The 24076-nt window shown below is 34.5% G+C and carries 22 protein-coding genes and 1 pseudogene; 15 read left to right on the forward strand and 8 right to left on the reverse strand.

Features of this window, described 5'->3' with window-relative positions; translation table 11 throughout:
* Positions 1 to 843, reverse strand: a pseudogene (locus ASE40_RS22100) (hypothetical protein); the annotation flags it as partial.
* A gap of 178 nt (positions 844 to 1021) precedes the next feature.
* Between ASE40_RS22100 and pth the strand changes: the two are divergent.
* Together pth and ASE40_RS04395 are read left to right on the forward strand one after the other, a co-directional pair.
* Positions 1022 to 1648, forward strand: a complete 627-nt coding sequence (pth, locus tag ASE40_RS04390) for an aminoacyl-tRNA hydrolase (protein WP_057115571.1) — start codon at positions 1022 to 1024, stop codon at positions 1646 to 1648.
* Between the two features lie 139 nt (positions 1649 to 1787).
* The gene (locus tag ASE40_RS04395) at positions 1788 to 2399 is read left to right on the forward strand and encodes a superoxide dismutase (protein ID WP_057115572.1); all 612 of its coding nucleotides are present in this window, start codon (positions 1788 to 1790) and stop codon (positions 2397 to 2399) included.
* Positions 2400 to 3199: 800 nt separating this feature from the next.
* Here ASE40_RS04395 and ASE40_RS04400 read toward each other — a convergent pair.
* From ASE40_RS04400 to ASE40_RS04420, 5 genes are all read right to left on the reverse strand, one after another.
* Positions 3200 to 5098 carry an amidophosphoribosyltransferase gene (locus tag ASE40_RS04400; RefSeq protein ID WP_057115573.1) on the reverse strand — a complete coding sequence of 633 codons (1899 nt, stop codon included), beginning with the start codon at positions 5096 to 5098 and terminating at the stop codon, positions 3200 to 3202.
* Positions 5099 to 5177: 79 nt separating this feature from the next.
* Positions 5178 to 6101: a PfkB family carbohydrate kinase gene (locus ASE40_RS04405; protein ID WP_035646428.1), complete on the reverse strand. Its 924-nt coding sequence runs from the start codon at positions 6099 to 6101 to the stop codon at positions 5178 to 5180.
* Between the two features lie 286 nt (positions 6102 to 6387).
* Positions 6388 to 7290, reverse strand: coding sequence for an alpha/beta hydrolase family protein (locus ASE40_RS04410; RefSeq protein WP_082586739.1), 903 nt, complete (start codon positions 7288 to 7290; stop codon positions 6388 to 6390).
* A gap of 2 nt (positions 7291 to 7292) precedes the next feature.
* Positions 7293 to 7688, reverse strand: coding sequence for a hypothetical protein (locus tag ASE40_RS04415; protein ID WP_057115574.1), 396 nt, complete (start codon positions 7686 to 7688; stop codon positions 7293 to 7295).
* Positions 7672 to 8259 carry an RNA polymerase sigma factor gene (locus ASE40_RS04420; protein ID WP_057115575.1) on the reverse strand — a complete coding sequence of 196 codons (588 nt, stop codon included), beginning with the start codon at positions 8257 to 8259 and terminating at the stop codon, positions 7672 to 7674. Before ASE40_RS04420 ends, ASE40_RS04415 begins: the two co-directional genes overlap by 17 nt.
* Positions 8260 to 8534: 275 nt before the next feature.
* Here ASE40_RS04420 and ASE40_RS04425 point away from each other — a divergent pair, with 275 nt between their 5' ends.
* Positions 8535 to 8879, forward strand: coding sequence for a DUF6249 domain-containing protein (locus tag ASE40_RS04425; RefSeq protein WP_057115985.1), 345 nt, complete (start codon positions 8535 to 8537; stop codon positions 8877 to 8879).
* 51 nt (positions 8880 to 8930) lie between these two features.
* Here the strand turns inward: ASE40_RS04425 and rnhA are convergent, their stop codons facing one another.
* Positions 8931 to 9407 (reverse strand): ribonuclease HI, encoded by a 477-nt coding sequence (gene rnhA / locus ASE40_RS04430; RefSeq protein WP_057115576.1) that lies wholly within the window; start codon positions 9405 to 9407, stop codon positions 8931 to 8933.
* 67 nt (positions 9408 to 9474) lie between these two features.
* Positions 9475 to 10053, reverse strand: coding sequence for a phosphoribosylglycinamide formyltransferase (gene purN / locus ASE40_RS04435; RefSeq protein ID WP_057115577.1), 579 nt, complete (start codon positions 10051 to 10053; stop codon positions 9475 to 9477).
* Between the two features lie 175 nt (positions 10054 to 10228).
* On the opposite strand from purN, the gene ASE40_RS04440 reads away from it, so the two are divergent.
* The 12 genes from ASE40_RS04440 (at position 10229) to ASE40_RS04495 (ending at position 24055) form a co-directional block, all read left to right on the forward strand.
* The gene (locus ASE40_RS04440) at positions 10229 to 10465 is read left to right on the forward strand and encodes an acyl carrier protein (RefSeq protein WP_007137004.1); all 237 of its coding nucleotides are present in this window, start codon (positions 10229 to 10231) and stop codon (positions 10463 to 10465) included.
* Between the two features lie 236 nt (positions 10466 to 10701).
* Complete coding sequence (gene fabF, locus ASE40_RS04445) at positions 10702 to 11955, forward strand: beta-ketoacyl-ACP synthase II (protein ID WP_057115578.1); 1254 nt, start codon at positions 10702 to 10704, stop codon at positions 11953 to 11955.
* Positions 11956 to 11964: 9 nt separating this feature from the next.
* Positions 11965 to 12705: a ribonuclease III gene (gene rnc / locus ASE40_RS04450; protein ID WP_057115579.1), complete on the forward strand. Its 741-nt coding sequence runs from the start codon at positions 11965 to 11967 to the stop codon at positions 12703 to 12705.
* Positions 12706 to 12830: 125 nt separating this feature from the next.
* Positions 12831 to 13319 (forward strand): IPExxxVDY family protein, encoded by a 489-nt coding sequence (locus tag ASE40_RS04455; RefSeq protein ID WP_057115580.1) that lies wholly within the window; start codon positions 12831 to 12833, stop codon positions 13317 to 13319.
* Positions 13320 to 13324: 5 nt separating this feature from the next.
* On the forward strand, positions 13325 to 14758 hold the full coding sequence (gene pyk / locus ASE40_RS04460) for a pyruvate kinase (RefSeq protein WP_057115581.1): 1434 nt from the start codon (positions 13325 to 13327) through the stop codon (positions 14756 to 14758).
* A 466-nt stretch (positions 14759 to 15224) separates the two neighbouring features.
* Positions 15225 to 16865 carry an arylsulfatase gene (locus ASE40_RS04465; RefSeq protein WP_057115582.1) on the forward strand — a complete coding sequence of 547 codons (1641 nt, stop codon included), beginning with the start codon at positions 15225 to 15227 and terminating at the stop codon, positions 16863 to 16865.
* A 69-nt stretch (positions 16866 to 16934) separates the two neighbouring features.
* Positions 16935 to 17954, forward strand: coding sequence for an HAD family hydrolase (locus ASE40_RS04470; protein ID WP_082586740.1), 1020 nt, complete (start codon positions 16935 to 16937; stop codon positions 17952 to 17954).
* A gap of 101 nt (positions 17955 to 18055) precedes the next feature.
* Positions 18056 to 18886 (forward strand): hypothetical protein, encoded by an 831-nt coding sequence (locus ASE40_RS04475; protein ID WP_057115584.1) that lies wholly within the window; start codon positions 18056 to 18058, stop codon positions 18884 to 18886.
* A gap of 46 nt (positions 18887 to 18932) precedes the next feature.
* Positions 18933 to 20282, forward strand: coding sequence for a DUF1214 domain-containing protein (locus ASE40_RS04480; RefSeq protein WP_082586741.1), 1350 nt, complete (start codon positions 18933 to 18935; stop codon positions 20280 to 20282).
* A gap of 28 nt (positions 20283 to 20310) precedes the next feature.
* The gene (locus ASE40_RS04485; RefSeq protein WP_082586742.1) at positions 20311 to 21801 is read left to right on the forward strand and encodes a DUF1254 domain-containing protein; all 1491 of its coding nucleotides are present in this window, start codon (positions 20311 to 20313) and stop codon (positions 21799 to 21801) included.
* Between the two features lie 14 nt (positions 21802 to 21815).
* On the forward strand, positions 21816 to 23216 hold the full coding sequence (locus tag ASE40_RS04490) for a DUF2252 domain-containing protein (RefSeq protein WP_057115585.1): 1401 nt from the start codon (positions 21816 to 21818) through the stop codon (positions 23214 to 23216).
* Between the two features lie 263 nt (positions 23217 to 23479).
* Positions 23480 to 24055 (forward strand): DUF4136 domain-containing protein, encoded by a 576-nt coding sequence (locus tag ASE40_RS04495; RefSeq protein WP_057115586.1) that lies wholly within the window; start codon positions 23480 to 23482, stop codon positions 24053 to 24055.
* Positions 24056 to 24076: the final 21 nt, after the last annotated feature.

A 24076-nucleotide genomic window follows, 5' to 3' on the forward strand; every position in this document is an offset into this window, starting at 1 on the left:
ACCCGTTGCTCCAGTCGCACCCGTTGCACCAGTTGCACCAGTCGCTCCATCTGCTCCAGTTGCACCCGTTGCTCCAGTCGCACCCGTAGCTCCAGTCGCACCAGTTGCACCAGTTGCACCAGTCGCCCCTGTCGCACCAGTTGCCCCAGTTGCTCCAGTTGCACCAGTTGCACCAGTTGCACCAGTCGCTCCAGTTGCTCCCGTCGCACCAGTTGCACCAGTTGCACCAGTTGCACCAGTCGCCCCAGTTGTACCAGTCGCCCCTGTCGCACCAGTTGCCCCAGTTGCCCCAGTTGCCCCAGTCGCCCCTGTCGCACCAGTTGCCCCAGTTGCTCCAGTTGCCCCAGTTGCTCCAGTCAATCCTGTTGGACCAGTTGCTCCCGTCGCTCCATTATGACCATTAATAGGAGTCCAAGTACCATCTGAATTTTGTACATAAACTGTATTAGTTATTTTATCAGTATAAATATTAATATTTTTACCTGGATAACCTGGATCGCCTTTTTTACCTGGGATACCATTGCCTTCTGCTGTTCCTATACCGGTTCCTTCTCCAGAAACTGCAATTCTATACCATTTATCGACATACCAGTAATAATAGCCTGGAGTTATATCTGAAATTGTTTCAGTATTAAAAACCAGTAAACTATTAACATTTCCATTTTTAATTGTTGTGGCATCTGTAGATCCTGTTAAAGGAACTCGAGGAATTAAAATCCCTTTATCTGAAGCAACAACTTCTAGCTGTGTTGATGCATTTGGCTTCAGTGTTCCAATACCTACCTGAGAGTAGGCACCGTAACTGGCTAGCACAAAAAGCAAAGGAAGAAATTTGTTTTTCATAGCGTATTCTTTTAATTATCGGGGATTTAGATATTTAGTTTGACCCCTTTTTTGAATGTGCAAATTTCTTTTTATGTTCAACGAGATTTTACCCCAAGATGTTTTTTTTTNGATTTAATACTAGAGAAAATTATTATTGCAAAGGATTTAATTTCCCAATTAAGTTTATTTTTGCAACATGATAAAATGGATAATAAAACTGTTTTCATCAACACCAAAAGAAGAGAACATAGATAATATGAAAAAATATTTAATCGTAGGATTAGGAAATATCGGAGCCGAATATGTAAACACTAGACATAATATCGGATTTAAAGTGCTTGATTTTTTAGCTAAAAAAGAAGGTCTATCATTTAAAACTGTAAAACTCGGTTCAATGGCAGAATATAAGTTTAAGGGAAGAACTTTTTTTCTTTTAAAACCAAACACTTATATGAACTTAAGTGGTAAAGCCGTAAAATATTGGATGGACAAAGAAAATATTCCATTAGAAAATATTCTTGTGATTACAGACGATCTAAATCTGTCTTTTGGAACCATTAGAATCAAACCAAAAGGAAGCGACGGCGGGCATAACGGACTTAAAAATATTAATTTAGTTCTTAATACACAGCAATACACTCGTTTTAGATTTGGTATAAGTGATCAATTTAAAAAAGGGCAGCAAATAGATTATGTTTTAGGAGAGTGGAATGAAGAAGAAGAGTCAAAATTACCAGAACGTTTAGAGACTTCGGCAGAAATTATCAAAACTTTTGGAACAGCAGGATTGGAAAATACCATGACTACTTTTAATGGAAAATAAAGATTTACAAGTATTTAACTTCTTAAAAAGCAATTTATCGATTAATTAAATTGAATTATAACGAAATAGTATTTTCTATTCCAAAGTTAAATGTCTAAATTTGGAATAAATTATTATAAACCATAAAAATCCTAATATCATGGCTTTTGAATTACCACAATTACCTTATGCATATGACGCATTAGAACCACATATTGATGCTCGTACAATGGAAATCCACCATACTAAACATCACAATGCATATACGACAAATCTTAATGCGGCTATCGCTGGAACAGATTTAGAAGGAAAAACAATCGAGAATATCTTGATTAACTTAGATAAATCTAATGCGGCAGTTCGTAATAATGGTGGAGGTTTTTACAACCACAATTTATTCTGGACAGTAATGTCTCCAAACGGAGGTGGATTACCAACAGGAGATTTATTGGAAGCAATTGAAGCTTCTTTTGGATCATTTGATGAATTTAAAGCAAAATTTGCTAAAGCTGGTGCTACGCAATTCGGTTCAGGATGGGCTTGGTTAACAGTTCAAAAAGGAGGGAAATTAGAAGTTGTAGGTACTCCAAATCAAGATAATCCATTAATGCCAGAAGTTGCTGGAAACGGTGGAACTCCAATCTTAGGAATGGATGTTTGGGAACATGCTTACTACTTAAACTACCAAAACAGAAGACCAGATTATATTGAAGCTTTCTTTAGTGTAATTAACTGGACAGAAGTAGCTAGAAGATTTGCTTTAGACAAATAGTCTATTCAAAGAAAATAGAATAAGAAAAAACGGATGATCGAAAGATTATCCGTTTTTTTTTTNATCTTTTTTCTCTTCTAAAAAAATAAAAAAGGTGGAATTTCTTCCACCCTTTTTGCCCCAAATCTACCATATACTTAACCTACTAATGTTATGGTGTAGTAAATATATAGAAGGTAGTTTTGTAAAAAAAACTTTTCAGATGAAAGGTAAGTAAATCCGATAAATGGAATGTAATTAATTGATTTTGTTAGATTTATTACAATAAAAAAGGTGGAATCTCTTCCACCTTTTTTGCCCCAAATCTACCATAAACTTAACCTACTAATGTTATGGTTTAGTAAATGTATGGAAGGTAATTTTGCAAAAAAAACTTTTTAGATAAAAGGTAAGTAAATCCGATAAATGGAATAATCTGTTGTGATGTAAATACTTAAGTGTATTAACGAATAAAAAATCGGATTTTAATAAGCTTTTTTTTTGCCCCAATTTATTATAAACTTAATGTACTAATGTCTTTGAATATATGTATGGAAAGTGTTCTCTGAAAAAACTTTGTAGTTAAAGGGAATAATTCGATCAAGATAAAGGTAATCTCTTGTTGTAGAAATATTTGAGTTTATTCCAATAAAAAAGGTGGAATTTCTTCCACCCTTTTTGCCCCAAATCTACCATAAACTTAACCTACTAATGTTATGGTCTCTCAAAAGTATTGTAGCTTTTCAATTTCACCAAACAAACAGGATGAACGGCAAAAAAAACCGATGAAATGCACTATTTAACCTTTTGTTAATACTTTTTTAATAAGCTCGAGCGTCTTTTCCTTCGTAAAAATTCATAAAAGCACGATTTACAACTCTATTTCCGCCAGGAGTTGGGTAGTCTCCAGTAAAGTACCAGTCACCTAAATTTTTAGGACAAGCTTTGTGAAGATCTTCTACAGTTTGGAAAATAATTTTCACTTCAGCATTGATTTCTGGAGAGCTTAACATTTCTGCAATTTTATCTGAAATCTCCTCATCTGTAAATTGATCGTAAATTTCTGTTACATAATTTACAACATCAGAATCTGAGAAATTTTCTTGTGCTTTACATTTAGTATAAACTTCATCTACAATATGGTATAAGTTTCTTTCTTTTAATAAAGCAAGTGCTGCTCTAAAGGCAACTAAACCTTCTAGTTTTGCCATATCAATTCCGTAACAATCTGGGTAACGAATTTGAGGTGCAGATGAAACAATAACAATACGTTTTGGTTTTAAGCGATCCATCATTTTAATGATGCTCATTTTTAATGTAGTACCACGAACAATACTGTCGTCGATAATAACTAAGTTATCTTCTGGTTTAATTACGCCATATGTAACATCGTAAACGTGAGCTACTAAATCATCACGACTGCTGTCTTCTGTAATAAAGGTTCTAAGTTTAGCATCTTTAATAGCAACTTTCTCTGTACGTATTTTTACAGCTAAAAGCTCCTGAAGTGTTTCGGCAGTCAGTGTATTTCTGTTTTCTAAAATATAATTGTTTTTTCTCTGATTCAAGAAATCCTGTGCAGCTTCAACTAAACCATAAAATGAAGTTTCAGCAGTATTTGGAATATAAGAGAAAACAGTATTGTCTGTATCGCTGTCAATTGCTTTAAGAACAGCAGGTAAAATTAATTTCCCTAAATTTTTACGTTCTTGATAAATTTCAGCGTCACTTCCTCTAGAAAAATAAATTCTTTCAAACGAACAAGCTTTTTTAACGGTTGGTTCCAAGATTTGATTCATAGAAACTTTACCGCTTTTCTTAATGATTAAAGCATTTCCTGGTTCAATTTCCTGAACGCTTTCAAAAGGTACATTAAATACAGTTTGAATAACTGGTCTTTCAGAAGCTACAACAACTACTTCGTCGTCTTGGTAAAAATAAGCTGGACGAATTCCTGCTGGATCTCTAAAAACAAAAGCATCACCGTGGCCCAATAAACCAGCCATTGCGTAACCTCCATCTAAATTTTTAGCTGAACGAGCTAATATTTTAGCAATATCCAAACGCTCAGCAATTACTGGAGAAGCTTCTCTTTTTGAGTAACCTTCTGTTTTACAGTCTTGATACAATTGCATTACTTCTTTGTCTAAGAAATGACCAATTTTTTCCATTACCGTAACAGTATCTGCCATTTCTTTTGGATGTTGTCCAAGTTCAACTAGATTTTCGAAAAGTTCTTTAACATTGGTCATGTTGAAGTTTCCTGCCAAAATCAAATTGCGGTGCATCCAGTTGCTTTGACGTAAAAATGGGTGAACGCTTTCGATGCTGTTTTTTCCAAAAGTTCCGTAACGAACGTGTCCTAAAAACAATTCGCCAACATAAGGAATTTGTGATTTTATTTTATTGATGTCGTCACCAATTTCAGGCTGTGCTTTTAATTCTTCGCTGATTCTCTCATTGATTTGTTTAAAAACATCTTGTATCGGCTGTGCATGATTCGAACGAACTCTGCTGATGTAGCGTTGTCCAGGTTCAACATCCAATTTAATGCTTGCAAAACCAGCACCGTCTTGTCCACGGTTGTGCTGTTTTTCCATCATTAAATACATTTTCTGAATTCCGTAGAAAGCAGTTCCGTATTTTTCTTTATAATATTCAAGCGGTTTAAGAAGTCTAACTAAGGCTATACCACATTCGTGTTTTAAAGCGTCGCTCATTGTTTCTTGTATTTGTGTTGTTGTAAGTTGTGTGTATTAACGTAATAAAAAAGCCCCGGTTTATCGAGGCTTTTGCGCATTATATTTCTATGTCAAACTGAGTTAACGACTTAAATTGCTGTAATCGAATCGCTACTTCTGCTTTACTTAATGTTTCCATCCTTTCAGTTCCAAATTTCTCTACGCAGAACGAAGCTAAATTTGAACCGTAAATAATTGCATTTTTCATGTTGCCAAACGAAATGTTTTCGCTTTGCGCAATAAATCCTGAGAAACCACCTGCAAAAGTGTCTCCAGCTCCAGTTGGATCAAAAACCTCTTCTAATGGTAGGGCAGGTGCAAAGAATACTTCTCTGTTGTGGAATAAAAGTGCTCCGTGTTCTCCTTTTTTGATCACCACATATTTTGGTCCCATATCTTGGATTTTGGCAGCAGCTTTTACTAATGAATATTCACCAGAAAGTTGTCTTGCTTCTTCGTCATTGATTGTAATAACATCTACACGTTTAATAACGTCTAATAATTCAGGAAGAGCGCAGTCCATCCAAAAGTTCATTGTGTCTAAAACAACTAATTTTGGTTTTTTCTCCATTTGATCTAAAACACTGCTTTGTACCAACGGATGTAAATTTCCTAACATCACAACATCAGCATCTTTATAGTTTTGAGGAACTTTTGGCTGAAAATCAGCTAAAACGTTTAACTCAGTAACCAATGTATCTCTAGAGTTTAAATCGTTATGATACAATCCGCTCCAAAAAAACGTTTTACCGCCTTTTACAATTTCGATACCAGAGATATCAATATTTTTTGAAGTTAATAAATCTAAATGTTCTTGAGGAAAATCGTCGCCAACTACAGAAACTATGGCCGATTGCAAGTTAAAAAATGAAGCTGATAAACCAATATACGTTGCAGCACCACCTAATATTTTATCTGTTTTTCCGAAAGGAGTTTCGATCGCGTCGAAAGCAACTGTTCCAACAATCAATAATTTATTCATTTTATGAATTTCGAATTAGGGTGCAAAGATACTCTATAAGTTACAATATTGCAACGGTTTAGGTTCTCAAAATTTTCTTAAAAAAATAATATCGATTTCGGATGTAATTATATTGTAAATGAGTGAATTATATTTGATTTAATAGAGTGCTTAAAATATGATTTCCAGATTTAAATTGCAAGTTTTATTTTTGAAATATATCTAATTTTATCTGAGCTTTTAAAACAAGTAGTTTTTCTTTTTCAGATTAAAACGGGAATATTTTTTTGAGTATGATTGGCCTTATTTATTTTATGCTTTTAATCCATTTGATGGCATCCTTCATAGGTTCTTCAGCGTCTGAAAATGCGGTATTGTGACCCAAGTTTGGAAATAATTTATATTCATAATGTTTTCCTTTAGATTTTAATACATCAAGATATTCGATTGATAGCTTTACCGGGACTTGAATATCTTTACCGCCAAAAATCCAGATTCCTGGAATCGATAATTTAGCTAGAATGTCTTTGGGATCTGTATCAATAAACTCATATTTATCAGGGTCATTGAATACATGTTTTCTTGCCTCTTCTTCCGAGTGTGTATTCCAGAAATTTTGATCTCCATTGGTGAAAAATTGAAATCTCAATTGTTCTTTAACCGTTATAAGAGCGCCACTAAATATTGTCATAAATTTAACTTTGTTATTTTTCTCTGCGGTCAATGGAATTATCCATCCAGCTTGACTGCCTCCTATTAAACCTATTGATATTTGATCATTTGATAAATATTTAGACAGACTATTTACGGCAGCACTGGCATCTAAAGACAAAAGATTTAGATTGGAGAAATCAACATTATTAGTTCCTACTTCAGGTCCGGCATATACACCGCCTGATTCTCCGACTCCGCGTTTGTCATACGTTAAAACTGCAATTCCATTGCTGGCTAGAGTTACAGCGAAGTTTGTCATTCTTTTTTCTTGTCCAGATCCATGAATAATTACAACGGCTGCCTGTATTTTTTTAGGTGTAAAAATAGTACCAGCGAGTGAAATTCCTTCACTAACAAATTTTATTTCCTTCTTAGTAAAGGCTGGCTGGATTGCTGATGCATAACCAGTAACAAAAAACAACAACAATAAAAGAGCATAGCTGCATGTTTTTTTTGCTCTTAAAAAGTGTTTGAAAACTAACTTTTCTTTTTTCATTTTTATAGTTGATATTTCTTATCAAAATAATTCTTTAAAACGCCAACCTGAATCAAAATCATAAAAGGAACAATTAAAACAGCATACATTATATTTTTGGAGAAATGAATTCCCGAAAACGCAGTTGTAATTTTGTCTGTATAGACTTTCCCAATTTCCAAATTGTTTTCTGAAACTGAAAAGAAAGATAAATAAATTACCAACGCAACTATGGCAATTACAATGAAAATCCAAACAGGTTTAGAAATTAAAGGCTTGTATGTTTTAAGTTTTCTTTCTTCTAAAACCAGAACTTCAGCCATAATTTTTGAAGTAAAATCTATTGATGGTGACTGCAGTTTGTCTTCAGCCATCATTTTATCAATAAGGTGTTCTATGTTTTTATCGCTCTCTTTCATAACATTCTATTATTTCTGGTTCTAACTGCTGTCTCAAAATTACGGCTAATTTTTGTCTGCTTCTAAATAATTTTACTTTCGCATTGTTTGCCGATATATTCATGATTTTTCCGATTTCTTCCAAATTCTGATCATCAAAATAAAATAAAGTCAAAAGGAAATTTTCGTCACTTGGTAATAAATTTAAACATTTTTGAATCGTCTGCTTTCGTTCTTTTTCTTCCAAAGCGCTCAAAACATTGTCCATCGTTTTAATTAAATGGGAAGAAAAATCATCTATAGAAATATTTAAATCGTCTTTTTTACTTTTCTTCAATCTGTCGAGGCAGGTATTATAAGCAATTTTATAAATCCATGTTGAAAATTTAGAATCGCCTTTAAATTTAGAAAGAGAACTATAGATCTTGATGAAAGTATCTTGTGCAACTTCTTCTGCCTCCTCTCGGTTTTTAACCATTTTGAGTGCCAAAGTAAAGATCATATCTTTGTAACGATCTACAAGAACGGCAAACGAATTGGTGTCGCCTTGAAGAACTTTGTCGATATAATGTTGATCATTTATTGTACTCATATTATATAGGACGACAGTTTGTATGTTTAGGTTACAAGAATTTTAAAAAATAAATTTCAATTTTTAAACTCCAAATTCCAATTGGCTTTCTGAACTTGGCCAAAGTTTAAAAACTTTGACCAAGTTTGTACCGTGAAAATACATTCAAAATTAACTGATTATCAGTGTATTTTGGGATTTGGGATTTAAAAATTAAAATTTTTCACTAAAACTTGTAACCTGAATTTGGAAAGCTTCGTCATATGGAGTATCAATCAATTAAAAACGTAAATATTATGGACAAAATTTTTATTCCAATCAGCTTTTTTTTAATGATCTTCGGGATCGTTTATTTAATTTATTCAACTAGAAACAGAGAACGTTTGGCGCTTATCGAGAAAGGTGTTGATGCCAGTATTTTTATGCAGGGAAAAGGAAGCGGAGTTCCAGCTTGGAAAATCTTCGTTGTAAATCTAGCATTCTTATTAATAGGAAGCGGAGTAGGGATCTTTATTGCCTTATTGATTACCACCTATACATCTTTGAATGACGGAGCAGTTTATCCTTCAATAATTTTCATAATGGCAGGTATCGGACTTTTAACTGGATTTAAAACAGCAAAAGATTTAGACAAAGAATAAATAAGAGTTTAAGTTAGTATAAAAAAACGCATCAACTATTGATGCGTTTTTTTATTCTTTAGATCCTATAGTTTCGTAGTAAACATCTACAGAAAGTTTGGGCTGCATAGATGCCATTACGGCAAGTTCATCGCAGCGTTCGTTTTGCGGGTGATTGTTGTGGCCTTTTATCCACTTAAAGTCAACTTGATGTTTTCTATACACAATTAAAAAGCGTTTCCATAAATCAGGATTTTTTCTGCCGGCAAATTTCTTTTTTTCCCAGCCTAAAACCCATTTTTTTTCTACAGAATCAACGACATATTTAGAATCAGAAATTACAAGGACTTTCATATTTGGCTTTTTCAGTTTTTCTAAACCGACAATTACAGCCAAAAGTTCCATTCTGTTATTAGTAGTAAGCCGAAAACCTTCGTAAAATTCTTTTTTATGCGGTGTTCCAACTAATTCCATGACTACGCCGTAACCTCCGTTTCCAGGATTTCCTTTTGCTGCGCCATCTGTATATATATGTACTTCGTGAGTCATTTATTAGGGTGTAGATTTTAGATTTTAGATTGCAGATTTCTGCGACCTAAAAATTGGAATTTGGAATTTAAATTTTGGAATTTGAATCTTCCAGAATTTTATGGATAATTTCAGGAAAATGTGTTTGCTCTAGCTCATGAATCTTTTCTGCAACAGTTTCTGGTGTGTCTTCGTCTGTTAAGGATACATTTGCTTGAAAAATAATACCGCCCTCATCATAATTTTCATTTACATAATGAATAGAAATTCCAGTTTCTTTTTCTTTATTATTTACTATAGCCCTGTGAATGTGCATGCCGTACATACCTTTACCGCCATATTTAGGTAAAAGTGCAGGATGGATATTTATTATTTTATTTGGATATTGTTCGATTATGTTTTCAGGAAATTTCAATAAAAAACCTGCAAGTACGATCAAATCTGGGTCGATTTTTTGTATTTTTTGTAATAAATTTCGTTCTAAAAGTTCGTTTTTTGAGAAGATTTCGACAGGAATTTGATGATTTTTTGCTCTGTCAATAACTTTTGCTGAAGCATTATTTGTAAAAACTGAAACAACCTTTGCAATTTCAATGTTCGAAAAATATTTTATAATGTTCTCTGCGTTAGTTCCTGATCCTGAGGCAAAAACGATAATTTTTTTCATAATAGAATTTATTTTGAGAATGCAAAAAACGGAATAAAAAACGAAAATAAATAGCTTTAAAAGACCTTTCTTGAAATTAATTTTATAAATTAGTGTCACATTTATAAACTAAATAGTTGTTTTAAAATAAAGTTTTTTATTTTTGCCAACAAATTAAATTCTAAAATTAAAGATTATGTCAGACATTGCATCAAGAGTAAAAGCGATTATCGTAGACAAATTAGGTGTTGACGAAAACGAAGTTGTAACAGAAGCAAGCTTCACTAATGATTTAGGAGCTGACTCATTAGACACTGTTGAGCTTATTATGGAATTCGAAAAAGAATTTGATATTCAAATTCCAGACGATCAAGCAGAAAACATTGCTACTGTTGGTCAAGCTATTTCTTATATCGAGGAAGCTAAAAAATAATAATACCACACCCGAATTTTAAAAATTCCAAATTTGAATATCCAAATTCCAAAATTGGAGTTTGTTTTTTAAAAATAGAAATTTTTAAAAGTCGGGTGTTATTATTTTTTTAAATTTAAATTTCGATTGATTTTCAATCAAAAAGATATATTTATATTGTAATTCCCATGGCTCTTAAGTAACAATAAGTTAAGAAAGCGTGGGTTTTATTTGTTTAAAGTACAAAATACATATTTATGGCATTAAGGCGAGTTGTTGTAACAGGATTAGGTGCACTTACTCCTATCGGGAATAATATCCAGGATTATTGGAATGCACTTGTGAATGGGGTTAGCGGAGCGGCTCCTATAACATATTATGATACAGAAAAGCATAAAACGAAATTTGCCTGCGAAGTAAAAAACTTCAACATTGAAGATTACATGGATCGTAAGGAATCTCGTAGATTAGATAAATTTGCGCAATATGCAATTGCTGCCAGTGATGAAGCTATTAAAGATGCTGGAATTACTAATGATAATGTAAACAAACAAAGAGTTGGTGTTATCTGGGGAGCAGGAATTGGAGGTTTAGAAACTTTCCAAGACGAAGTTATGTATTATGCTAAAGGTGATGGAACTCCAAAGTTCAATCCGTTTTTTATCCCTAAAATGATTGCCGATATCGCTCCTGCGCATATTTCTATGCGTAATGGTTATATGGGACCAAATTATACTACGGTTTCTGCTTGCGCATCTTCTGCAAATGCATTAATCGACGCTTTCAACTACATTCGTTTAGGAATGTGCGATGTTATTGTTTCTGGTGGTTCTGAAGCTGCAGTTACAATTGCAGGTATGGGAGGATTTAGTTCAATGCACGCTTTATCTACAAGAAACGAAAGTCCAGAAACGGCTTCAAGACCTTTTGATGCAACCAGAGATGGTTTCGTTTTAGGAGAAGGAGCAGGAGCTTTGGTTCTTGAAGATTACGAACATGCTAAAGCCAGAGGTGCTAAAATTTATTGTGAAATTGGCGGTGGCGGAATGTCGTCTGACGCTTACCACTTAACTGCACCACACCCAGAAGGAATTGGAGTAATTGCCGTAATGGAAAATACTTTGAGAGATGCTGGAATGAACCCAGAAGATGTAGATCACATTAATACTCACGGAACTTCTACTCCATTAGGAGACGTTGCTGAGTTAAAAGCGATCAGTAAAGTTTTTGGAGAACATGCTAAAAACATCAACATCAACTCAACAAAATCAATGACAGGACATTTACTTGGTGCTGCTGGAGCTATTGAAGCAATTGCTTCGATCTTAGCAATGCAACACGGAATTGTTCCTCCAACGATTAACCATACTGTTGTTGACGAAAATATTGATCCATCATTAAATCTTACTTTAAACAAACCTCAAAAACGTGAGGTAAATGTTGCAATGAGTAACACATTTGGTTTTGGTGGACACAATGCTTGTGTATTGTTTAAAAAACTAGTTGACTAATTTCTGTATATGAATATTATCAAAAAAATATTTTCTAAATCCCGTTCTCTAGAAGACGGGATTTTTTTTGACACTATTCAGAAAATTCTTGGTTTTCAGCCTTCTAGCATCGATTTTTATAAGAGAGCTTTTACGCATCGCTCTTCTAATAAACTGGATCCAAATGGGCATCCTATTAATTACGAACGCTTGGAATTTTTAGGAGATGCGATGTTAAGTGCCGTAATTGCTGCACATTTATTTAATAAAGCCCCAAATGGAGATGAAGGTTATTTAACCAAAATGCGCTCAAAAATTGTAAGCCGCGAACATTTGAATGAATTAGGTAAAGATTTAAACTTAGTACAGTTTGTAGAAAGTAAAGTGCCAATTCAGCACTTTGGCGAAAACATTCATGGTAATATTTTTGAATCTCTTATTGGAGCAATTTATTTAGATAAAGGCTATTCTTTTTGTGAAAAATTCATACAGAAAAGAGTAGTAACTCCTTATGTCGATATTGCTCGACTTGAAGGAAAAGTTATAAGTTATAAAAGTCTTGTTATTGAATGGTGTCAAAAAGAAAAAAGAGTTTTTCATTATGATATTTTTGAAGATAACGGTATAGACGGACAGCGTTTATTTGGTGTTAAACTTAGTATTGACGACAAAGTAGTTGCGAGAGCGAGAGCAACTTCAAAAAAGAAAGCCGAAGAGAAAGCATCTCAAAGAGCTTACTTTGCGTTTCAAGAAAAAATTGACAAGAAATAGCTGCAAAAATGTTGTAAGTATCACAATGCTACAACGTTTTCGTTTATAATTTAACAAAACAACCATGTTATAACCGTTGAAGCTCCGTTTAGAAATAGTATATTTACAACTTGATTTTTCAAGACATGGCTATTCATAGATTGGATTTAGACGAATTTGACGAAATTGATTATTATTTAATGGCAATTCATACTTCATTAGAAGATTATCGATTAGCCTATTTTATAAATAAAATCCTTCCGATAAACTTAAGTAAGAGCAAAAACGAGATTCATGCTCAGACTAAGGAAGGAGAAGCAAATTTTTCGAGATTCTATTATTATGATTCTGAAAAAGCTGTTTCCTGGAATTTAATTCAGAATAAAAATGAAATCATTTCTGTGAGTACGAATGATTTTCAGAATTTGTTTTCTAATGAAACAAGTGAGGTTTCGACAACAATTCATTTACTTCCTGAATTTAAAAAAGTCGATTTTTTCCTGAAAATAGACAATAGCGAAGAGGCGCTTAATTTTTCAGAAATTCAACAAAAACTAAATACCATTGAAAGTATTGCAGCTATTTATGCTGTAGATACAGATAAAATAAAATCAAAAAACAATCTAATTTTTTAAAAAAAATGTTAACAAACAAGAAAACCAAAATTGTTGCTACACTTGGCCCGGCTTGTAGTACAAGAGAGATCATCAAAGATATGATCGATGCAGGGGTTAATGTGTTTAGAATCAATTTTTCGCATGCAGATTACGAAGGAGTAAAAGAAAAGATTAATATTATTAGAAGCCTTAACGATGAGTTTGGTTACACTACAGCAATCTTAGGAGATTTGCAAGGACCAAAACTTAGAGTAGGTGTAATGGAAGAAGGTACTGTAGTACATGATGGTGATGAAATCACTTTTACAACTGCAGAAGATATTATTGGAACATCGAAAAAAGCCTTCATGAAATATCAAAATTTTCCAAATGATGTTAACGTTGGAGAGCGTATCTTGCTTGACGATGGTAAACTTATTTTCGAAATTGTTTCTACAGATAAAAAAAGTGAAGTTGTTGCTAGAGTTATCCAAGGTGGAGAATTAAAATCTAAAAAAGGAGTTAATCTTCCAAACACAAAGATTTCTTTACCAGCTTTAACTGAAAAAGATATTGCCGATGCGATTTTCGCAATTGAGCAAAGAGTGGATTGGATTGCGCTTTCGTTTGTAAAAACACCACGCGATTTACAAGACTTACAAGAATTAATCGCAAAGCATTCTGACGTTAAAATTCCAATTATTGCTAAAATTGAAATGCCGGAAGCTCTTGAGAACATGGATAAAATTGTAGCGTATTGCGATGGTTTAATGGTTGCTCGTGGAGATTTAGGTGTTGAACTTCCTGCTCACGAAGTACCATTGGTTCAAAAAGATTTGATCCGCAGAGCAAAAACAGCTAGAATTCCTGTTATTGTTGCAACTCAAATGATGGAGACAATGATTACAAGTTTAACTCCAACAAGAGCAGAAGTTAATGACGTTGCTAACTCAGTAATGGACGGAGCAGATGCTGTAATGTTATCTGGAGAAACTGCTACAGGAAATTATCCAGTACAAGTAATTCAAAAAATGGCACAAATTTGTGAGGCTGTGGAGAATTCACCACTAATCCAAGTTCCACAAAATACTCCGCAAATTAAAACAAAACGTTTTGTTACTAAAACAGTTTGCCACCAAGCAGCTTTATTAGCAAATGAAATCGAAGCTAAAGCAATATGTACTTTAACAAACAGCGGTTATACAGCTTTCCAAATTTCAGCTTGGAGACCAGCTTCTGCTCATATTTTAGTATTTACTTCAAACAGAAGAATCTTAACACAATTGAATTTATTATGGGGAGTTAAATCTTTCTACTATGATAATGAAGAAAGTACAGATGATACTGTAACAGATGTAAATCAAATTGCAGTTGAAAAAGGTTATGCACAAAAAGGAGATTATTTAATTAATCTTGCTGCAATGCCAATCAAAGAAAAAGGAATGGTTAACACTATGAGAGTTTCTGAAATAGAGTAAATTATTCTATACATATATTTAAAAGCCGCTTGATTCAAGCGGCTTTTTTTGTTTTAAATCTTTTACTTACACATTTTTCACCTCTGGCTACAAATATTTCTGTCTAATAGAATTAATTAATAGTCATTTTTACTATATGTAAAAAAAGCGTTTTCTTCTATTTTTCATTTATCATTTTTATAAAAATGATGCTTTTTGTTGCAAATTCCTCATTTATGTTGTTTCATTTTATAAAATGAAACAAGCTCTCGCCAAATAAATACAATTATTCGCTCATTTATTAGCTAATTTTGAGAAGCTTAAAAAAAAGTTAAAAAAACATCTCAAGTTTCTGGAATAAATCTTCCAAGCCATATCAAAAAAATATACTCCATTAATAAGTTTTTGAAAGCAGCATTTTACCCATTTTTCTTTCGGATTTACAAACTCATATAAATAACAAGATCATTAACGAATTTTTTTTATCATGAAACAGAGTAAACTTAAAAATGCCATAATGCTTTTTGCATTTGTGTGCTTCACGATTCTTCAGGTGAAAGCTCAAGACAATAAAAAACCAAATATTCTGATTCTTTGGGGAGATGATATTGGAACATCTAATATTAGTGCTTATAGTGACGGATTGATGGGGTATACAACGCCTAATATTGACCGTATAGCTAATGAAGGAATTCGATTTCTTCACTATTATGGAGAACAAAGTTGTACAGCAGGTCGTGCGGCTTTTATTACGGGACAACATGGAATACGGTCTGGATTGACTAAGGTTGGTATTCCAGGTGCTCCAATGGGAATGAATCAACTAGATCCTTCTATTGCTGTTGCATTAAAACAGCTTGGTTATGCAACAGGGCAATTTGGAAAAAATCACTTAGGAGATCGTAATGAAAGTCTTCCAACTGTTAATGGTTTTGATGAGTTTTTAGGAAACCTATATCACTTAAATGCAGAAGAAGAACCAGAATTGCCTGATTATCCGAAAGATCCAAAATTCCTTTCAGGATTTGGACCAAGAGGAGTTTTAAAATGTTTTGCTTCAGATAAAGATGATCCCACAGTTGATCCTCGTTTTGGTAAAGTTGGAAAACAAAGAATAGAAGACACTGGACCTCTTACTAAAAAAAGAATGGAAACTATCGATGAAGAAACAGTTGCTGCTACCATCGATTTTATGAAAAGACAAAAAGATGCCGGTAAACCATTTTTTATTTGGTGGAATGCTACGCGTATGCACTTACGTACTCACGTTAAAGCAGAACATAGAGGTAAATTTAAATATGGGGATAGTGAGTATATTGATGGTATGATTGAGCACGACGGTCAAGTTGGACAAATACTTGATGCTCTGAAAGAAATGGGATTAGAAGAAAACACTATCGTTGTATATTCTACAGATAATGGACCGCATAGTAATACTTGGCCTGATGGTGGTACAACTGCATTTCGTTCAGAAAAAAACACCAATTGGGAGGGTGCATTTAGAGTTCCTTGTGTTGTGCGCTGGCCAGGCGTAATCAAGCCAGGCCAGGTAACAAACGAATTAATGAGCCATAACGACTGGTTTCCCACTCTTGTTTCTGCTGCAGGTGAGCCAGACATTGTAAACAAAATGCAAAAAGGCTACACAGCAAATGGCAAAAATTACAAAGTTCATTTAGATGGATATGATCAAACGCCATTTTTACGTGGTACAACAGAAAAAAGCGCCAGAAATGAATTCTATTATTCTGATGATGATGGATTATTGGTTGCTGTTAGAATTGGCCCATGGAAATCTGTGATGGCTGAGCAGCGTATGCAGGGAACATTGGGTTTATGGGCTGAACCATTTACAGAATTACGTTTGCAGAAGATTTACAATCTGTATATGGATCCTTATGAAAAATCCGATATAACTTCAAATACTTTCTGGGATTATCAAATGAATCACGTATTCTTAGGATACTATGTAATATCTGAGGTAGCTAAATTTGCGCAAGGCCTTAGAGATTGGCCTCCACGTTCTGTACCTCCAAGTTTTAATCCGATAAATTTTGTTCGTGATGCAGTACATGATGCTGAGGTAAAGGAAAAAGCAGCAAAAGCAGCAGCTTCTAAGAAAAAATAGAAATATCATAAGTAGAGCTTGAATCTATCCAATGTTTCAAGCTCTATCAATTTAAAAATCAATATCATGATGTATAAGAAAATATATATATTGCCCTTATTTCTATTGTTGTTGGTTTCTTGCAAAAAAGCTGATACAGTTTCAACAACGACTTCTACTGCTTCTGATACTACAAATGTTGCCAAAAGTTCTGATCCGCTGCCAAGCTGGAATGATACTCCGCTAAAGAAAGAAATTATCGATTATGTTACCAAAGTAACCAAAGAAGGAAGTGCTGATTTTATTCCTGTAGAAAACAGAATTGCCACTTTTGATAACGACGGAACGCTATGGGCTGAAAAACCTTATGTTCAAGAACTATTTGCTTTTTACCGTGTAAAAAAAATGGTGGAAGCCAATCCTTCTTTAGCACAAAAACAGCCATTTAAAGCCGTTGTAGAAAAAGACAAATCTTTTTTTGAAAAAGGAGGAGACAAAGCACTTATCGAATTAGTTGCTGCAACACATACAGGCATGACCGAAGATGAGTTTGAAGCTTCTGCCAAAGAGTTCTTTGCCGGAGCTAAATATCCAGGCAAAAACGTTTCTCTAAAGCAAATTAGATACCAGCCTCAGTTAGAACTGCTAAATTATCTCCGTGCAAACGGTTTTAAAACTTTTATCGTAACGGGAGGAACGATAGAATTAGTCCGTGCTATTTCACAAGATTTTTATGGAATTCCAAAAGAACAAGTAGTTGGAACTTCTTTTAAATACAAATTTGATGATGCAAAGAATAGTATTGTTAGAGAACCTGCTTTAAATCAATTTAATGATAAAGAAGGAAAACCTGTTGGCATACAATTGCATATTGGTCAAAGACCTGTTTTTGCCTGCGGAAACGAAGGCGGCGCTGGTGATCTTGCCATGCTTAGATATTCTCAAGGAAGTAAATATCCTTCATTCCAAATGATTGTAAATCACAATGATTCTATCAGGGAATATAACTATCAGGAAAAAGATAATTTATCACTAAATACGGCTGCTAAATATAAGTATCACGTAATAAGTATGAAAGACGACTGGAAAAAGATATTTCCAGACCAATAATTTGAATTAGTGAAAAGTAAAATGAAACAGCTTTTAAAGTTGAAAGTTGTTTCATTTGATTTTCTGAGAATGATTACGAAATCCTTTTAAAGTCTCTGATTATGAAATATGTATTAGCAAATAATAGCATCAAATTATTCTCTACGGCGGTATTTTTTCTTTTAAATTTCGCTGCATTCGCACAAGAAGAACCTGCAAAACCAGGCTCAAGTGCTCAAGAATTAGCAGATAAATTAGCCAATCCGGTTGCTAGTTTAATTAGCGTTCCATTACAAAACAATCTTAGTTATGGTATTGGACCATTTAACGGATCAAAATATACTATAAATATACAACCCGTAATTCCTTTTAAATTAAGTGATAATTTAAACTTAATTACGCGTTACATCCTTCCAGTAGTTGATCAACGCGATATAACTGGTGAAAACACGCACGAATTTGGATTAAGTGATGCAACTGTAACAGCCTTTTTCGCACCTAAAACGAAAGGACTTATTTTCGGAATTGGACCAGCGTTTTTAGTACCAACTGCAACAGAGAAATTCTTAGGAACAGAAAAATTTGGTGTTGGGCCAAGTGTTTTGGTAATGCATCAAGGCAAAGGACTTTCGGTTGGTTTTATAGCCAATCAAATTTGGTCTGTCGCGGGCAATGAAGACCGTGCCGATTTCAATAGTTTTTATACACAAATCTTTCTTTCACACAGTTACAAAAGTGGAGCGAGTTTAGGCGTAAATGCCGAAATTACTCAAAACTGGGAAGCCAATACTACTTTAATTTCCTTAAATCCATCCATTGGAGCCGTTACCAAATTAGGAGATCAAGTCGTTCAGTTTGCTGTTATGCCTCTGATACCAATTGTAGGGCCTCATGAAATTAAACCCGATTGGGGATTAAGAGCTGTTGTCGCTTTTGTATTTCCAGGCTCTTAAAAGGCTTCTTCATTTAAGATTATTTCTCATTTAAAAAAGTTATTCCATGAAAAAAGCACTTCTAATTTTAGTTGCAGCAATTCTGTTTGTCAGCTGCAAAAAAGAAACATCAACTTCAGAAAAATCAACTTCCAATGTAGAAGCAGCAAATGCAGTTCCTTCAGATCAGGATATTGTAGATGCCTATACTTATTTATATGCAAGATATTTAGTACTGCAACAAGAAAATTATGATATCAATGTAGAGAAAATAGGATACAATAAAATCAAATACAATCCGCTGGGTTCAGCTCAGTTTGTAAATCCAAATTTAGATGTCGCTTATCTAGAAGCTTGGATTGCTGTAGATAAAGATCATGCAGTTATTTTAAATGTTCCTAAAATTGAAGGACGTTATTATACCGCACAATTATTAGACGGCTGGGCCAATGTAATTGTCAATATCAACAACCGTAACTTTCCTAAAACTCCTTATGGGAAATTTGCTTTGGTTTTAAAAGGATCAAATCCAGCCATTCCTGCAGATGCTGTAAAAATAGAACTGCCGGCAGAAAAAGCAAAAATTCTGGCTCGTGTAGAATTGAAAGGAACTCCAGATGTTGCACAAAAACTGCAAAAACAATTTACGCTGACAGTTCCTGAAGGAATTAAAATAGCACCTCCAGTTGCTATTCCAGATTTTACACCAAAAAAACCAATTGGCGGTGAAATATTTGACAAAGTCGAAGAAGTCCTAAATTCTTATCCTGACGTAATGCCAAAAGGAAAAGAGTATCAGGATAAAGCAATTGCAATAGGAGAATATCGTAAAAAAGATGACAAAGCCAAAGCCCGTATCGATGAAATTGTTGAAACAAAAGCAATTCCAGGATTTTTAGCTGGAGCAAAAGGCTTTGGAACTCAAAAAGGAGGCTGGTCAGTATCATACGCGACAGGTAATTTTGGTGATGATATTTTGGCACGTGATATTATTAATTACGGAGGTTTATGGGCTAATAAAATTGATGAAGCCATTTATTTCATTGGATTAATTGACAGCAATAAACAGCCATTAAGCGGAGATAAAGTTTATGAAATCAGATTTCCAAAAGATGGACTTCCAGACAAAGTGGTTAATGCATTTTGGTCAGCAACGGTTTACAGCGTACCTGATTATCGAGTAGTACCTAATAAATTAAAACGCTATAACCTTAATAATGTTTCGGGTTTAAAGAAAAATCCTGATGGTTCTTTAAGCATTTGGTTAGCTTCTTCATTGCCAAAAGATGCAATCGAAAGCAACTGGCTGCCAACTCCTGCAGGAAAAGGTTTTTCTATCAACTTTAGAACGTATGTTCCTAAGAAAGAAGTTCAGGATGGTAAATGGTTTCCTGCTCCTATTGAAGAGAAAAAATAGCACTTTTTAATACTCAAAAACAAAAGTTATGAAAAACAAAAGCCTTATAATCCTTGTAGTTTCTATGCTGATTTTAGCTGTTGGATGTGAAAAAAAGACAGTAATAAATGAAACGTCACCATCTGACACAACAACAGTTGTGGCTTCTGAGTTTGGAACTCCAGTAAAAATGGATGGCGAACTGCCTTCAAAAGAATCGATTCCGGTTTTGTTTGATGAAATGGATTTTCAGCAGGCAACCCAATGTTATTTATGGGGATTGCCAATTGTGGCTTTCGCCGAATGGCAGCAAATTCATTACAAAACATTTAATGCTACAAGTAATGACCTTGTTTTTTATAATACTTATAATGACCGTTTAGGAATTCTAACAGGAAATGCTACAACGCCTTATATTATGTCATTTATTGACCTTGCTGCAAACGGACCAACGGTTATTGAAATGCCCGCAGGACACACAGCAGGCGGGCTTGGAGATTTTTGGCAGCGTGAGCAAGCCGTAATTGGTGAAATGGGACCCGATAAAGGGAAGGGGGGAAAATACATTTTAGTGCCGCCAACAATGAAAGATTTCAAACCGGCAGGATATTTTATAGTACCGTGTACGACAGTAAATATGTTTTTCGGATTCAGAGCATTAGATCCAGATCCAAAAGCAACTGAAACATTGGTAAAACAAGTAAAAATTTATCCGTACGCACAACGCGCCAATCCAACACCAACAAAAGTAGTAAGTCCGCCGGCAGGAAAAAAATGGTACGGCATTCAGCCAACGGGAATTGCTTATTGGGAACGCCTTCACGCTATTTTACAAAATGAACCAGTCGAAGAACGCGATCGTTTTTTCATGGCCTGGCTTAGAAATCTCGGAATCGAAAAAGGAAAACCTTTTACGCCAGACGAACGTCAGAAGAAAATTTTAATTGCCGCTGCTGCGAAAGGACAACAAATGGCGATGGCAAATTCTTTCAGCAAAAGATTCAAAGATGTGAAACACTGGCCGGATAAAAAATGGGATTATGTAATGATCATCAAAGATCCGTCGCAACATGCTGATAATTATGACGAATTCTTCGAAAGAACTTCTTATTTCTATGAAGCCGTTACGTATTCAAAAGCCATGATTACCAAAATTCCAAACGTTGGTCAGGCGTATTTAGGATCGTATTATGACAGTGAAGGAAACTGGTTGGACGGCGGTAAAAATTACACGCTGAAAGTTCCGGCAAATCCGCCGGCAGTCAATTTCTGGTCGATTACGATTTACGATACGGCAACGCGCTGTTTGATTGATAATCCGCAGAAAAATGCCGATTTATCTTCCCGTAAGGATCTTATAAAAAATGCTGATGGTTCTGTCGATTTGTATTTCGGTCCAAAAGCTCCGGCAGGAAAAGAGAAAAACTGGGTGCAGACTTTACCGGGAAAACACTGGTTTACTTATATGCGTTTTTATGGACCAACAACAGCTTATTTCGATAAGAGTTGGAAAATGGATGATATTAAAGAAGTGAAGTAGATTAATAACAGATTATGGCTGAAGAATTTGAAAATAGAACTGACACTTCATTTGATGCTGCAGCTTCAAAAGCGGAACGTTTTGAGAAAGGCGCTGCCATTAGGAAAGTTACGTCCCGTTCGGTTCATCGGCAATTGAATCTCGCAGATGATCGCGAAGATCCTGTAGAGATTCTCATTAAAACAAGTATTGGAAGAATCGAAAATCTATTGCCTATTCGATATAGCCGAATGATGGAGTCGCCTTTTGCATTTTTTAGAGGAGCCGCCGCAATTATGGCTGCCGATTTGGCTCACACGCCCAATACTGGAATTCATTTGCAGCTTTGCGGTGATTGTCATTTGATGAATTTTGGCGGATTTGCAACTCCAGAACGTAAACTGGTCTTTGATATTAATGATTTTGACGAAACATATCCAGGTCCGTGGGAATGGGATTTGAAAAGACTGGCTGCCAGTTTTGCAATTGCCGGGAGATGGAAAAAATTTTCGAACAAAACCTGTAAGGAATTTGCATGGAATGTCGCTGATAGTTACAAAAGGCACATGTTGGAATACAGTAAATTATCGGCACTTCAAATTTGGTACGCGCATATTGACCTGGCAGAATTAATAGAAAAAGGAGAAGACGAAGAAATAAAATCCTTTCAGCAAAAACGAATCAAAAAAGCAGCTGAATATACCGCACACGAAAAAGAGTTTGCAAAAATGACTTATCACGAAGGTTCGCGCGCAAGAATAAAAAACGATCCACCTTTAATTTATCATCCAACGGGAGAAGAAGGAAAACGAATTTTGAAAGAAGCCGAAATTGTGCACAAACGTTATATCGATTCTCTGCCAGATGATAAAAAGGTGCTTTTAAACCGTTACACTTTACACGATCTAGCTGTAAAAGTGGTAGGTGTAGGAAGTGTCGGTACAAGCTGCGGTATTAGTTTACTGATGTCGGCAACTGGTGAACCTATTTTTTTACAATTTAAAGAAGCCCGAAAAAGTGTACTCGAAGAAAATGTAAAAATTAAAAACAAGTATCCGCACGAAGGAGAACGAATTGTAATGGGACAAAAGCTGATGCAGTCTGCCTCGGATATGTTTTTAGGATGGACAAACGACAGCCAGAACAAGTTTTTTTACATCCGCCAGCTTCGTGATGCCAAAGTAAAACCAGTTCTTGAAATAATGAAAGAACAAAATATGAATGATTATGCCAAAGCCTGCGGATGGGCACTTGCAAGAGCGCACGCAAGAACAGGCGACCCATCTTTATTATCTGGATATATGGGCAAAAATGACGAATTCGCCGACGCAATTGCCAAGTTTTCCATTTTATATGCAGATCAAAATGAGTCAGATTACAATAAAATGGTCGAAGCTGTAAAAGCAGGAAGACTCCCAATTTCGCCAGAGATATAATTTTTAAATAACTGCATAGAGTAAAATAAATTTGAAATTTATGAATTTAACAAGGAGGAAAAAAAACAAGTAAGATTTTATTTATTTAATTGAATTATTAAATAAAATGATTTATCTTTGAGAGTAAGCTAAGTAATTGTTTAGTAGATACTTGTGTGTATTTAGGTCGTATTTAGCCATTCTAAGCCCTTCTATTCAAGATTTTAAGTTTTTAATACATTCTAGTTAAAAATAATTTAATTAACAATTTAAATACTACAAAAATGATTAAAAGAACAAATCTTCGTATACTCCCAGTATTGTTTTTGGGATTAATTTACAGCTGTTCTCCAACTGTAAAAGTCACATCAGATTATGATCATTCTGCCAACTTTGGCGAATATAAAACCTTTGCGGTTTATGATTTAAAAGCACAGCAAGGCCAAGTTAATCAACTAAATGTTGATCGTGTAACAAAAGCTATTCGAAACGAAATGCTTGCTAAAGGCTTTACAGAATCTAGTAATCCTGATTTAAAAGTAAATGCAGTTTCGATATTAAAAAATAAAACTTCTGTAAGTGCAAACACAGATTTTTATGGATACGGCGGTATGTATCGTCCGTACGGATATTGGGGCGGCGGCGCTATGATGGGAGGAGCCAATACAACATTCAATACCTATGATTATGTCGATGGTTCATTGGTAATTGATATTGTCTCTACTAAAAGTCAAAAACTGCTTTGGCAGGGAATTGGAAATGCTGAAATTGACAGTAAACCAGATAATCCCGAAGAATTTATAAATGGTGCTATCAAAAAAATACTTGCTGATTTTCCTCCGGGATCAGCTAAAAAGTAAATAATCAATAAATAGCTTTGT

The organism is Flavobacterium sp. Root935, assembly GCF_001429295.1.
Lineage (GTDB): Bacteria > Bacteroidota > Bacteroidia > Flavobacteriales > Flavobacteriaceae > Flavobacterium.